13 protein-coding genes and 1 rRNA gene are annotated in these 13,037 nt (G+C 71.0%); 11 read left to right on the top strand and 3 right to left on the bottom strand.

Annotated features, from left to right (window positions below; genetic code table 11):
* Positions 1-24: 24 nt before the first annotated feature.
* From ASC77_RS24930 to ASC77_RS24940, 3 genes are all read right to left on the bottom strand, one after another.
* The gene (locus ASC77_RS24930) at positions 25-855 is read right to left on the bottom strand and encodes an ABC transporter permease (protein ID WP_082575310.1); all 831 of its coding nucleotides are present in this window, start codon (positions 853-855) and stop codon (positions 25-27) included.
* A complete protein-coding gene (locus tag ASC77_RS24935; RefSeq protein ID WP_056159659.1) occupies positions 852-1,844 on the bottom strand; it encodes an ATP-binding cassette domain-containing protein in 993 nt (330 codons plus the stop codon). The genes ASC77_RS24930 and ASC77_RS24935 overlap by 4 nt, the downstream gene beginning before the upstream one ends.
* A gap of 72 nt (positions 1,845-1,916) precedes the next feature.
* Positions 1,917-2,726: a maleylpyruvate isomerase N-terminal domain-containing protein gene (locus ASC77_RS24940; RefSeq protein WP_056159772.1), complete on the bottom strand. Its 810-nt coding sequence runs from the start codon at positions 2,724-2,726 to the stop codon at positions 1,917-1,919.
* A gap of 87 nt (positions 2,727-2,813) precedes the next feature.
* Between ASC77_RS24940 and argC the strand changes: the two genes are divergently transcribed.
* The 11 genes from argC to ASC77_RS24995 all read left to right on the top strand — a co-directional run.
* Positions 2,814-3,851 carry an N-acetyl-gamma-glutamyl-phosphate reductase gene (gene argC / locus ASC77_RS24945; protein WP_235547956.1) on the top strand — a complete coding sequence of 346 codons (1,038 nt, stop codon included), beginning with the start codon at positions 2,814-2,816 and terminating at the stop codon, positions 3,849-3,851.
* Positions 3,848-4,996 carry a bifunctional glutamate N-acetyltransferase/amino-acid acetyltransferase ArgJ gene (argJ, locus tag ASC77_RS24950; RefSeq protein ID WP_056159661.1) on the top strand — a complete coding sequence of 383 codons (1,149 nt, stop codon included), beginning with the start codon at positions 3,848-3,850 and terminating at the stop codon, positions 4,994-4,996. The genes argC and argJ overlap by 4 nt, the downstream gene beginning before the upstream one ends.
* Positions 4,997-5,072: 76 nt before the next feature.
* Complete coding sequence (gene argB / locus ASC77_RS24955; RefSeq protein ID WP_056159664.1) at positions 5,073-6,011, top strand: acetylglutamate kinase; 939 nt, start codon at positions 5,073-5,075, stop codon at positions 6,009-6,011.
* Positions 6,008-7,177, top strand: coding sequence for an acetylornithine transaminase (locus ASC77_RS24960; RefSeq protein ID WP_056159666.1), 1,170 nt, complete (start codon positions 6,008-6,010; stop codon positions 7,175-7,177). The genes argB and ASC77_RS24960 overlap by 4 nt, the downstream gene beginning before the upstream one ends.
* Complete coding sequence (gene argF / locus ASC77_RS24965) at positions 7,177-8,115, top strand: ornithine carbamoyltransferase (protein WP_056159669.1); 939 nt, start codon at positions 7,177-7,179, stop codon at positions 8,113-8,115. Before ASC77_RS24960 ends, argF begins: the two co-directional genes overlap by 1 nt.
* Entirely contained in the window at positions 8,112-8,642 is a 531-nt protein-coding gene (locus ASC77_RS24970) for an arginine repressor (protein ID WP_056159672.1), read from the top strand. Before argF ends, ASC77_RS24970 begins: the two co-directional genes overlap by 4 nt.
* Positions 8,639-10,075 (top strand): argininosuccinate synthase, encoded by a 1,437-nt coding sequence (gene argG, locus ASC77_RS24975; RefSeq protein ID WP_056159675.1) that lies wholly within the window; start codon positions 8,639-8,641, stop codon positions 10,073-10,075. The genes ASC77_RS24970 and argG overlap by 4 nt, the downstream gene beginning before the upstream one ends.
* Positions 10,075-10,551, top strand: a complete 477-nt coding sequence (locus tag ASC77_RS24980; RefSeq protein WP_056159678.1) for an NUDIX hydrolase — start codon at positions 10,075-10,077, stop codon at positions 10,549-10,551. Before argG ends, ASC77_RS24980 begins: the two co-directional genes overlap by 1 nt.
* Positions 10,548-11,978, top strand: a complete 1,431-nt coding sequence (gene argH, locus ASC77_RS24985) for an argininosuccinate lyase (RefSeq protein ID WP_056159680.1) — start codon at positions 10,548-10,550, stop codon at positions 11,976-11,978. The genes ASC77_RS24980 and argH overlap by 4 nt, the downstream gene beginning before the upstream one ends.
* On the top strand, positions 11,971-12,564 hold the full coding sequence (locus ASC77_RS24990) for a DNA-3-methyladenine glycosylase (RefSeq protein ID WP_056159683.1): 594 nt from the start codon (positions 11,971-11,973) through the stop codon (positions 12,562-12,564). The genes argH and ASC77_RS24990 overlap by 8 nt, the downstream gene beginning before the upstream one ends.
* A gap of 380 nt (positions 12,565-12,944) precedes the next feature.
* Positions 12,945-13,037 (top strand): 16S ribosomal RNA (locus ASC77_RS24995); the annotation flags it as partial.

Consider the following 13,037-nt stretch of genomic DNA (forward strand, 5'->3'; position numbering starts at 1 on the left):
GCTCCGCTCACCCGCGTCGCTTGATCACATCTTCCGGGAGTACGACCGCACCGACAGCGGCAGGAAGATCGCGACCACGATCCCGCACCCCAGCAGCGCCCAGCCGACGTTCGCGGTGAGCGCGCCGTCGTTCATCAGGTCGCGGACCGCGGAGATCACGAGCGAGACCGGGTTCACCTTCACGAAGGCCTCGAGCCAGCCAGGCAGCGTCTCCGCGGGCACGAACGCGTTCGAGAGGAAGGTCAGCGGGAACATCACCATCATCGAGATGCCCTGCACGGCCTGCGCGCTGCGGGCCCGGGTGCCGAAGTAGGTGAAGATCCAGGCCAGCGACCAGCCGGCGACGACCGTCAGCAGCCAGCCGGCGACGACGCCGGGCACGCCGCCGCCGGGCCGATAGCCCATCAGCAGGCCGGTCAGGATCGTGAGCGTCGCCGCGGTGGCGTAGCGGATCAGGTCGGCCAGCGCGGGCCCGACGAGCGGAGCGATCCGGGCGATCGGCAGCGACTTGAAGCGGTCGAAGACGCCCTTGTCCATGTCCTCGCGCAGCTGGATGCCGGTCGCCATGCAGGCGGTCAGCGCCGTCTGGGCGAGGATGCCGGTGATCACGATCGGGAGGTAGTCCTCGACGCTGCCGGAGATCGCGCCACCGAAGATGTAGGCGAACATGGCGGTGAACAGCAGCGGCTGGAGCGTGACGTCGAACCACTGCTCGGGGTTGCGGCGCATCTTCTTCAGTGCGCGCCACGCCATCGCCAGGCTCTGGTCGAGGGTGTCGCGGAGCGACGGGCGGGTGACGACGGTGCGGTCCAGCACCTCGGTCGTCTCGTGGTCGGGGAGCAGGGTGGTGCTCATCGGGCCACCTCCATCTCGGGCTGGTGGGTCTCGTCCTCGGCGCCGTGGCCGGTGATGGCCATGAACACCTCGTCGAGGGTGGGCTTCTGGACGGTCGCGGACGCGATCGACAGGCCGGCCTGGCGCAGCGCGATCAGCACGTCGGCGGCGCGGTTGGCGTCGGTGAGGGCGGCGTTGAGGCCGCCGGCCTCGGGCGTGAGCACCGGCTCCTCGCCGAGCACCCGGCGTACGACGTCCTCGGCACCGGCCGTCTCGGCCGGGTCCGACATGCGCAGCTGGAGCGTGGAGCTGCCCACCGACGACTTGAGCTCGTCGGGCGTGCCCTCCGCGACCTTGATCCCGCGGTCGATGACCGCGATCCGGTCGGCCAGCTGGTCGGCCTCGTCGAGGTACTGGGTGGTGAGCAGCACGGTGCTGCCCTCGCGGATCAGGTCGCGGATCGTCTCCCACATCTGACCGCGGGTCCGGGGGTCGAGGCCGGTGGTCGGCTCGTCGAGGAAGATCAGCGGCGGCTGCGAGATGAGGCTCGCGGCCAGGTCGAGCCGGCGGCGCATGCCGCCGGAGAAGGCGGAGATCTGCTTGTCGCGGGCCTCGGTGAGCCCGAAGCGCTCGAGCAGGTCGTCGGCAGTCGACTTCGCCTTGGCGGACCTGAGGCCCTGCAGGCGGCCGAAGAGCCAGAGGTTCTCGTAGCCGGTGAGGTTCTCGTCGACCGAGGCGTACTGCCCGGTCACGCCCACGAGCTGGCGGATCATGTGGGGGTTGCGGCGTACGTCGACGCCGAAGATGCTGGCCTCGCCGCCGTCGAGCGGCAGCAGGGTGGCGAGCATCTTGAGGGTGGTGGTCTTGCCCGCGCCGTTGGGGCCGAGCACGCCGAAGACCTCGCCGCGGCGCACCTCGAGGTCGATCCCGTCGACCGCTCGGAAGTCCGCGAAGGTCTTGACCAGCCCGGAGGCCGCGACGGCCAGGTCGGTGTCAGGAACGTGTGTCATGCCCTCATCGTGAGGACCCGCGGTTTCGCGCCGCCTTCATCGCGGTTTCAGCGCGCCCGGACGAGTGATCCGTCAGGTGATGGGGTGGTTCACGCAGCTGCGGAAGAGCGCGACGACGTCCTCGTCACCCACGACGGAGATCTCCGCGTCGTCGCCCCGACGCCAGAGCCACGTGTCCAGCGGCCCCGCCGGCCCGCTGATCACCACCTCGGGCGCGGCGCCGGGGTCGGCGACGACCGAGATGTCGTCGAGGTCGTGGCTCTCGCCCGAGTCGGGGTCGGTGCCGGTGAAGCGGCCGAGCTCGACCCAGACGGCGTCGCCGGTGTCGGTGACGTCGACGCGCACCCGTCGGCCGCTGCCGGTGAACGTGCCCCACGGGGGAGTGCCGCCGAACATGATGTCGAGACACTCGTCGACGCCGTCGGCGGCCAGGGCCGGGTCGAGCGCCGTCACGTGGCCGGCGGTCTGCTCGGCGTCCAGCCGGTGGATCAGCGCCTCGTGCGCCTGCCGGCGGTACGTGAAACCGACGGTCTGCTCCGCGGACCAGCTCCAGGCCTGCTCGGTCGGGTCCGCGGCCCTCAGCTCGCTCGCCAGGAGCGCCGAGTACTCGTCGTACGCCGCCAGCAGGCCGTCGTACGACGTCGGGCGCTCGGGGCCGCTGACACCGTCGTCGTCATCGCCCTCGGGTGCGGCGGGGCGGGTCCGGATCGTGGTGCCCCAGAACCACTGCACCCGTGCGAGGTGCCAGAGCAGGTCGGCGGCGGTCCAGTCGGGGCACCCGGGGACGCGGGCGTCGGGGTCGCAGTCGGCGAGCACCTCGCGGAAGCGCGCGGAGTCGCTCTCGAGGTGACGGAGGTAGTCGGCGGGGTCGAGTCTCGTCATGATGGGGCCAACGTAGCCACCGGCTCCGACGGCGTGCATCCGACTTATGCACCCGCTGCACATGATCATGCAAGGATGTGTATAGTCATGCACATGACCAGGAAGCGTGTCGCCGTCGCCGGAGCCAGCGGGTACGCCGGGGGTGAGCTGCTGCGCCTCCTGCTCGCACACCCCGAAGTCGAGATCGGTGCGCTCACCGGAGCGTCCAACGCCGGACAGCCGCTCGGCGCGCTGCAGCCGCACCTGGTGCCGCTGGCCGACAGGGTGCTCGAGGAGACGAGCGTCGAAACCCTCTCCGGCCACGATGTGGTGTTCCTCGCGCTGCCGCACGGCCAGTCGGGGGCGGTCGCCGCCGCGCTCGGCGACCAGGCCGTCGTCATCGACTGCGGTGCCGACTTCCGGCTCGCCGACGCCGCCGCCTGGGAGAAGTTCTACGGGGGCGAGCACGCCGGCACCTGGCCCTACGGCCTGCCCGAGCTCCCCGGCCAGCGCGACCTGCTGCGTGGCGCGACCCGGGTCGCCGTCCCCGGCTGCTACCCGACCATCTCGAGCCTCACCCTCGCCCCGGCGATCGCGGCCGGCATCGTCGAGCCCGACGTCACCGTCGTCGCCGCCTCCGGCACCAGTGGCGCCGGCAAGGCCGCCAAGCCGCACCTGCTCGGCAGCGAGATCATGGGCAACGCCAGTGCGTACGGCGTCGGTGGTGTACACCGGCACACCCCCGAGATCACCCAGAACCTCTCGCGGCTCGTCGACGGCACCGTGAGCGTGAGCTTCACGCCCCTGCTGGTCCCGATGCCGCGCGGCATCCTCGCCACCTGCTCGGCGAGGCTCACCAGCGACCTCTCCGCCGACGAGGCGTACGACGTCTACGCGAAGGCGTACGCCGACGAGCCGTTCATCCACCTGCTGCCGCAGGGCCAGTGGCCGCAGACCAAGTCGGTGACCGGCTCCAACGCGGTCCACCTGCAGGTCACCGTCGACGAGGACGCGCGACGACTCGTCGCCGTCGGTGCCGTGGACAACCTGTCCAAGGGCACCGCCGGCGCTGCCGTCCAGTGCATGAACCTCGCGCTCGGCCTCGACGAAGGCCTGGGCCTCACCACCGTAGGAATCGCCCCGTGATCACATCTCCCGCAGGCTTCCGGGCCGCCGGCGTCGCCGCCGGCCTCAAGTCCACCGGCGCCAAGGACGTCGCGCTCGTCGTCAACGACGGCCCGACGTACGACTCCGCCAGCGTCTTCACCGCCAACCGCTGCAAGGCCAACCCCGTGCTCTGGAGCCAGGAGGTCGTCAAGGACGGCACCGTCAAGGCGGTCTTCCTCAACTCCGGTGGCGCCAACTGCTACACGGGCCCCGAGGGCTTCCAGACGACCCATGCCGTCGCGGAGACGGTCGCCGACAAGCTCGGCATCGGGGCACTGGACGTCGTCGTCTGCTCGACCGGCCTGATCGGTCTCACCAACAGCCGCGAGCAGGTGCTCGCCGGCGCCACGGCGGCGTACGACGTGCTCGCGGCCGACGGCGGTCAGCAGGCCGCCGAGGCGATCATGACCACCGACTCCGTCAGCAAGCAGGTCGTCGTCGAGGGAGCGGGCTGGTCGATCGGCGGCATGGCCAAGGGTGCCGGGATGCTCGCGCCGCAGCTCGCCACGATGCTCGTCGTGCTGACCACCGACGCCGTCGTCCCCGCAGCCGACCTCGACACCGCGCTCCGGGCAGCCACCCGGGTGAGCTTCGACCGCCTCGACTCCGACGGCTGCATGTCGACCAACGACACGGTCACGGTCCTGGCCAGCGGCGCCAGCGGCATCACGCCGTCGCTGCCGGACTTCACCGAGGCGCTCACCCAGGCGTGCACCGACCTCGCGATGCAGCTGCTCCGCGACGCCGAGGGCGCCGACCACGAGATCGCGATCACCGTGCTCAACGCGGCGAGCGAGGACGAGGCGGTCGAGGTCGGCCGCAGCGTCGCCCGCTCCAACCTCTTCAAGGCCGCGGTCTTCGGCAACGACCCCAACTGGGGTCGCGTCCTCGCCAGCATCGGCACCACCCAGGCCGCCTTCGACCCGGCCGACCTCGACGTCGCGATGAACGGCATCTGGGTCTGCAAGCAGTCGACCCCGCACGCCGACCCGGAGACCGTCGACCTGAAGCCCCGCGAGGTCAGCGTCACCATCGACCTCAAGGCCGGCTCCGAGCGGGCCACCGTCTGGACCAACGACCTGACCCACGCCTACGTCCACGAGAACAGCGCGTACTCCTCATGAGCGAGCGGAGCGAGCGAATCATTCGACACAGCGCCCCTTGTGCCTCGTGCGCGCACGGAGCGAAGCGAGTACGCGCATGAGCATGATTCAGCACACGCCCCACGACCCGTCCAAGCCGGACCCGGCGAAGGCCCGCACCCTCGCGGCCGCGCTGCCGTGGCTGAAGCAGTACCACGGCAAGATCGTCGTGGTGAAGTACGGCGGCAACGCCATGACCGACGACACCCTGAAGCGCGCGTTCGCCGAGGACATCGCCTTCCTGCGGTTCGCCGGCTTCAAGCCGGTCGTCGTCCACGGCGGCGGCCCTCAGATCTCCACGATGCTCGATCGCCTCGGCATCGAGTCCGAGTTCCGCGGCGGTCTGCGGGTCACCACCCCCGAGGCGATGGACGTCGTCCGCATGGTGCTCGTAGGCCAGGTGCAGCGCGAGCTCGTGGGCCTGGTCAACGAGCACGGCCCGCTCGCCGTGGGCTGCTCCGGCGAGGACGCCGGGCTGTTCACCGCGACCACGACCGGCACCGTCGTCGACGGCGAGGAGGTCGACCTCGGCCTGGTCGGCGAGGTCACCCACGTGCGCCCGGAGTCGGTGCTCGACCTGATCGAGGCCGGTCGGATCCCGGTCGTCTCCAGCGTCGCCCCCGACATCCACGGACGCGTCCACAACGTCAATGCCGACTCGGCCGCCGCGGCGCTCGCCGTGGCGCTGAAGGCGGAGAAACTGCTCGTCCTCACCGACGTCGAGGGCCTCTACCTCGACTGGCCGGACTCCGACGACGTCATCGGCGAGATCGGCCCCGAGGCGCTCGCCGAGATCATCCCGACGCTGGCGTCCGGGATGATCCCGAAGATGAACGCCTGCCTCCAGGCGGTTCAGGGCGGCGTTCCTCGCGCCACCGTCGTCGACGGCCGCGAGGAGCACGCCGTGCTGCTCGAGCTGTTCACCAAGGAGGGGGTCGGCACCCAGGTGCTGCCCGGCGTCGAGACCAAGACCCGGAAGGCGAGGGACTCCCAGTGACCGATCTCCACGAGCGGTACGCCGCGAGCGTGATGAACACGTTCGGCCCGCCCAAGCTCGTCCTCGCCCGCGGCGAGGGCGCGCACGTCTGGGACACCGACGGCAACGAGTACGTCGACCTCCTCGGCGGCATCGCCGTCAACGCGCTCGGCCACGCCCACCCGGCGATCGTCGACGCCGTGACGAGCCAGCTCGGCACCCTCGGGCACATCTCCAACTTCTTCACCAGCGCGCCGCAGGTCGAGCTGGCCGAGAAGCTGCTGGCCCTGCTCGGGGTGGAGGCGGGGGAGGGCAAGGTCTTCTTCACCAACTCCGGCACCGAGGCCAACGAGGCCGCCTTCAAGCTCACCCGTCGCACCGGCCGCACCCACGTCGTGGTCGCCGAGGGCAGCTTCCACGGCCGCACCATGGGTGCCCTCGCGCTGACCTCGAAGGAGGCCTACCGCACGCCCTTCGAGCCGCTGCCCGGCGACGTCACGTTCGTCCCGTACGGCGACGCCGACGCCCTCGCCGCAGCCGTCAGCGACCGGACCGCCGCGATCCTGCTCGAGCCGATCCAGGGCGAGGCCGGCGTCGTGGTGCCGCCCGACGACTACCTCGCCGGCGCCAGGTCGGTGGCCGACGAGCACGGCGCCCTGCTCTGGCTCGACGAGGTCCAGTCCGGCATCGGCCGCACCGGCGACTGGTTCGCGCACCTGAGGACCGGCGTACGACCCGACGTCGTGACGGTCGCCAAGGGCCTCGGCGGCGGGTTCCCGATCGGCGCCTGCATCGGCCTGGGCGACGCGGGCACGCTGCTCGAGCCCGGCAACCACGGCACGACCTTCGGCGGCAACCCCGTCGCCTGCGCCGCCGCGCTCGCCGTCATCCGCACCATCGAGGAGGACGACCTGCTCGAGCACGTCACCGTGCTCGGTCACAAGCTCCGCGACGGCCTCGCCGCCGACCCCCGGGTCGCCGAGGTGCGTGGCGAGGGCCTGTTCGTCGGCCTCGACCTGACCGCCGACCTGTCCGCCGAGGTCGCCGCTGCCGCACTGCGGGCTGGCTTCATCGTCAACAACGCCACCCCGAGGCGGATCCGGCTCGCGCCGCCGCTCGTGCTCACCGAGGACGACGTCAACGCGTTCCTCGCCGCCTGGCCCGCGATCCTGGACGAGGTGTTCTGATGAATGCCCCCCAGATCCGGCACTTCCTGGCCGACGACGACCTCACGCCCGCCGAGCAGGCCCAGGTGCTCGCGCTGGCAGCCGAGCTCAAGCACGCGCCGTACGACGCCAAGCCGCTCGCCGGCCCGCGCACCGTCGCGATGATCTTCGACAAGCAGACCCTGCGCACCCAGGCGTCGTTCGCCGCGGGCATCGCCGAGCTCGGTGGCTTCCCGATGCTGGTCGACGGCGCGCTCGCGGGCATCGGTGTCCGCGAGTCCGTGCACGATGTCGCCCGCGTCCTCGGCCGCCAGGCGTCGATGATCGTCTGGCGCACCTACGCGCAGAGCAACCTCGAGGAGATGGCTGAGCACTCCGGCGTGCCGGTGGTCAACGCCCTCACCGACGACTTCCACCCCTGCCAGCTGCTCGCGGACCTGCTCACCATCCAGGAGCACAAGCAGCAGCTGGCGGGCCTGACGGTCGCCTTCGTCGGCGACGGCGCCTGCAACATGGGGAACTCCTGGCTGCTCGCAGGCGCCACCGCCGGGATGCACGTGCGGGTGAGCTCGCCCGAGGGCTACGCCCCCGACGCGGCCATGGTCGATCGCGCCGCTGCGATCGCCGCGACGACCGGTGGCTCCGCGGTCCTCGAGCCGGACCCGGGCGCGGCCGTGGCCGGCGCCGACGTGGTCGTCACCGACACCTGGATCTCGATGGGCAAGGAGGACGAGGCCGCGGCCCGCGCCGAGGTCTTCGCGCCGTACTCGCTCACCACCACGCTGTTCGAGCAGGCGAAGCCCGACGCCATCGCCATGCACTGCCTGCCCGCCTACCGCGGCAAGGAGATCGATGCCGAGGTGCTCGACGGGCCGCAGAGCGTCGTCTGGGACGAGGCCGAGAACAGGCGGCACGCCCAGAAGGCGATCCTGACGTTCCTGGCCGAGGAGCTGCGATGAGCACCGCCCTCCGCCCCACGACCAAGAACGCCCGCCACCAGCGGATCGTCGAGATCGTCACCCAGCACGAGGTGCGCTCGCAGGGCGACCTCGCCGACCTCCTCGCCGAGAGTGGCCTGCGCGTGACCCAGGCGACCCTGTCGCGCGACCTGGTCGAGCTGGACGCCGTCAAGGTCCGTACGGCGTCCGGCGCGCTCGTCTACGCCGTACCCGCCGAGGGTGGCGACCGACGACCCGCGGCGCCGGGGGAGACCGCAGCGGCAGCGGCCCGGCTGGCCCGGCTGTGCGGTGAGCTGCTCGTCAGCGCCGACGGCAGTGCCAACCTGGTCGTGCTCCGCACCCCGCCCGGCGCCGCCCAGTTCCTGGCCTCCGCCTTCGACAAGGCAGAGTTCCCCGACATCCTCGGCACCATCGCCGGCGACGACACCGTCCTCGTGATCGGCCGGGAGCCCAGCGGGGGCGACGACCTCGCCCGCCGCTTCCTGGCCCTCGCCGACACCCACCACCAGAAGGAAGACACCCCGTGAGCAAGGTCCTGACGTCCCTCCCCGTCGGCGAACGCGTCGGCATCGCGTTCTCGGGAGGGCTCGACACGTCGGTCGCCGTGGCCTGGATGCGCGCCAAGGGCGCCGTCCCGTGCACCTACACCGCCGACATCGGGCAGTACGACGAGCCCGACATCAGCGGCGTGCCCGACCGCGCGGTCCAGTACGGCGCCGAGATCGCCCGCGCCGTCGACTGCCGACGGCCGCTCGTCGAGGAGGGCCTCGCCGCGATCGCTTGCGGCGCCTTCCACATCCGCTCCGGCGCCCGTTTCTACTTCAACACCACCCCGCTCGGCCGCGCGGTCACCGGCACCATGCTGGTGCGCGCCATGCACGAGGACGGCGTCGACATCTGGGGCGACGGCTCGACGTTCAAGGGCAACGACATCGAGCGCTTCTACCGCTACGGCCTGCTGGCCAACCCGGACCTGCGCATCTACAAGCCGTGGCTCGACGCCGACTTCGTCACCGAGCTGGGCGGCCGTCACGAGATGAGCCAGTGGCTCACCGACAACAACCTGCCCTACCGCGACAGCCAGGAGAAGGCGTACTCCACCGACGCCAACATCTGGGGCGCCACCCACGAGGCGAAGACCCTCGAGCACCTGGACGTGTCGCTCGAGACGGTCGAGCCGATCATGGGCGTGAAGTTCTGGGACCCGAGCGTCGCCATCGAGACCGAGGACGTCACGGTCCGCTTCGAGCAGGGCCGCCCGGTCGCGATCAACGGCGTCCGCTACGACGACCCGGTCGCCCTCGTCCACGAGGCCAACGTGATCGGCGGCCGCCACGGCCTGGGCATGTCCGACCAGATCGAGAACCGGATCATCGAGGCCAAGTCCCGTGGCATCTACGAGGCGCCGGCGATGGCGCTGCTGTGGACGACGTACGAGCGGCTGCTCAACGCCATCCACAACGAGGACACGATCGCCAACTACCACGACCAGGGCCGCCAGCTCGGCCGTCTCCTGTACGAGGGCCGCTGGCTGGACCCGCAGGCGCTGATGATCCGCGAGTCGATCCAGCGCTGGATCGCCTCGCTCGTCACCGGCGAGGTGACGCTCCGGCTGCGTCGTGGCGAGGACTACACCGTCCTGCGCACCGACGGCTCGAACTTCTCCTACCACCCCGACAAGCTCTCGATGGAGCGCACCGAGAACGCCGCCTTCGGCCCCAACGACCGGATCGGCCAGCTCACGATGCGCAACCTCGACATCGCGGACTCGCGGTGGAAGCTCGAGGCGTACGCCGCGCAGCCCCTCGACCAGGGCCAGGTGCTCGTCGAGAACGGCACGCTCTTCGGGGAGATCGAGGCCGGCGGAGCTGACCGGATCGCGCGCAACCCCGCCGCCGAGCAGGGTGCGGGCGACGACGAGGCCCTCGACTACGCCGCGATGGAGTTCGGCACCGACTGATGGGCGGACGCGTCGTACGGCACCGCACCACCGGGCGGGTGCTGCCGGTGAACGGTGCCGGCGAGGTGCTCCTGCTCCACGGCTGGGACCCCGCCGTCCCGGAGGTGACCTACTGGTTCAGCATCGGCGGCGGCGCCGAGCACGACGAGCCGCTGGGCCACGCCGCGGTCCGCGAGATGCGGGAGGAGACCGGGCTCGAGGTCTCACCCGGCGACCTGGGCGACCCGGTCGGGCACGAGATCATCGAGTTCGACTGGGGGCTCTGGCACCTCGTGCAGGACCAGACCTTCTACGCCGTCCGTCTCGACAGCTCGGACGGCCTGCACTTCGACGGCCTGGAGCCGCTCGAGCGCGGCTCGATCGACCAGGCGGCGTGGTGGACGGCAGACGCGCTGGACGCCGCCGGCACCGCGGGCAGCGACAACCTGACGACGATAATGAGGGCCGCAGTGCGGCAGATCCTGGGAGAGGCATGAGCGAGAACTCGTCCGGCGGCACCAACACCGGCAAGCTGTGGGGCGGCCGCTTCGCGGGCGGTCCGTCGCCCGAGCTCGACGCGCTCTCGCGCTCGACCCACTTCGACTGGCGCTTGACGCCGTACGACCTCGCAGGCTCGCGGGCCCACGCCAACGCGCTCCACCGTGCCGGCCTGCTCACCGACGCCGACCATGCCGAGCTCCTGCGCGGCCTCGAGGCCCTGGGGGAGCGGTACGCCGCCGGCGACCTGCACCCGGACCCGTCCGACGAGGACGTGCACGGTGCGCTCGAGCGGCTCCTGGTCGACGAGGTCGGTGCCGACGTCGGCGGCCGCATCCGAGCCGGTCGCAGCCGCAACGACCAGATCGCCACCCTCTTCAAGGTCTTCCTGCGCGACCACGCGGCCGAGATCGCCGAGCGCGTCCTCGACCTCGTCGACGCCCTCACCGTCCAGGCCCGCGACCACCTCGATGTCGTCATGCCCGGGCGCACCCACCTGCAGCACGCCCAGCCGGTGCTGCTCTCGCACCACCTGCTCGCCCACGCCTGGCCGCTGCTGCGCGACGTCGACCGGCTCCGCGACTGGGACGCCCGGGTGGCCGCCGACTCGCCGTACGGCGCCGGCGCGCTCGCGGGCTCGAGCCTCGGTCTCGATCCCGAGGGGGTGGCGGCCGAGCTCGGCTTCACCGGCTCGACGGCCAACTCGATCGACGGCACCGCCGCGCGCGACTTCGTCGCCGAGTTCGCCTTCGTGACCGCGCAGATCGGCGTCGACGTGAGCCGGATCGCCGAGGAGGTCATCCTCTGGTCGACCCGTGAGTTCGGCTTCGTGACGCTGCACGACTCCTGGTCGACGGGCTCGAGCATCATGCCGCAGAAGAAGAACCCCGACATCGCCGAGCTCGCCCGTGGCAAGGCTGGTCGCCTGATCGGCAACCTCTCGGGCCTGATGGCCACCCTCAAGGCCCTTCCGCTGGCCTACAACCGCGACCTCCAGGAGGACAAGGAGCCGGTGTTCGACTCGGTCGACACCCTCGAGGTGCTTCTCCCGGCCTTCACCGGCATGGTCGCGACGCTCACCTTCGACACGGCGCGGATGACCGAGCTCGCCCCCCAGGGCTTCTCGCTCGCCACCGACATCGCCGAGTGGCTGGTGCGCGAGGGCATCCCGTTCCGGGTCGCCCACGAGGTCGCGGGTGCCTGCGTACGCCGGTGCGAGGAGCTCGGCATCGAGCTCGACGAGCTCACCGACGAGCAGTTCGCCGAGATCTCGCCCGCCCTCACCCCGTCCGTGCGTGACGTCCTGACGATCGAGGGGTCGGTCGCCTCCCGGGTCGGCCGCGGCGGGACGGCTCCGCGACGGGTCCGTGAGCAGCTGTCCGAGCTCGCGGCCGTGGTCGAGGGGCACCGGGCGCGGCTTGCGTGACCTCTCGGGTCCCGTTCTCGAGGAGGCGCCCCGCCTCCTCGGCGCCGTGCTGCGCCGAGGCGAGGTGGCGGTCCGCATCACCGAGGTCGAGGCGTACGACGGCCCCGACGACCCGGGCTCCCATGCGTACCGGGGGATGACCCGCCGCAACGCGGTGATGTTCGGTCCGGCCGGCCACCTGTACTGCTACTTCACCTACGGCATGCACGTCTGCTGCAATGTCGTCTGCGGCCCGGAGGGCCGTCCGAGCGCCGTGCTGCTGCGAGCCGGCGAGGTCGTCGACGGCATCGAGCTGGCCCGCGACCGCAGGCCCGGGAGCTCCGACCGCGACCTCGCCCGCGGACCTGCGCGCCTCTGCAAGGCCCTCGGTATCACGCTCGACGACGACGGCATCGACCTCGCCACCGGGCCGGTCACCCTCGTCCTCGACGCCCCCGTCGACGACGTCTCGACCGGGCCTCGTGTGGGGCTCCGGGCCGCGGCTGAGCGGCCCTGGCGGTTCTGGGTCACGGGGGAGCGGAGCGTCTCGGCCTACCGCCCAGCCGCGCCCCTCAAGCGTCGGAACCGACCCGATTTGGGCTCCTGACCAGAGCGCTGCTAACGTTCTTCTTGTCGCCGCGAGCGACGCCCTCGGGCCGCAAGGCCAAACCGAAGGGTCTTGTCGCGCGCCCGGCACCAGTGAGGATCGGCCCCCGAGTTGACGGGGTGGATCGGAACCGGTAAGTTTTTGCAGGTTGCCCCGGAGGCGGCCCCGAGAGGGTCTACTTCGGTGTGCGTGTGATGTTTGAGAACTCAACAGTGTGTCATAGTCGACGAATTAGTTTGTTATGCCCCGTCTTCTGTGAAGCCCTTCGGGGTGGATCGGTTGAACGGTTTCTTTGACAATGATTCTGACAATTTTGTCAGTGTCGTCTGTCAGGCATCTCTTTTTCCGCACTAGCCTTCGGGTTGGTGTGGGTGTTGTTTTCAACGGAGAGTTTGATCCTGGCTCAGGACGAACGCTGGCGGCGTGCTTAACACATGCAAGTCGAGCGGAAAGGCCCTTCGGGGTACTCGAGC

Origin of the sequence: Nocardioides sp. Root1257, from assembly GCF_001425175.1 — a bacterium.
In the GTDB taxonomy this organism is placed as follows: domain Bacteria; phylum Actinomycetota; class Actinomycetes; order Propionibacteriales; family Nocardioidaceae; genus Nocardioides.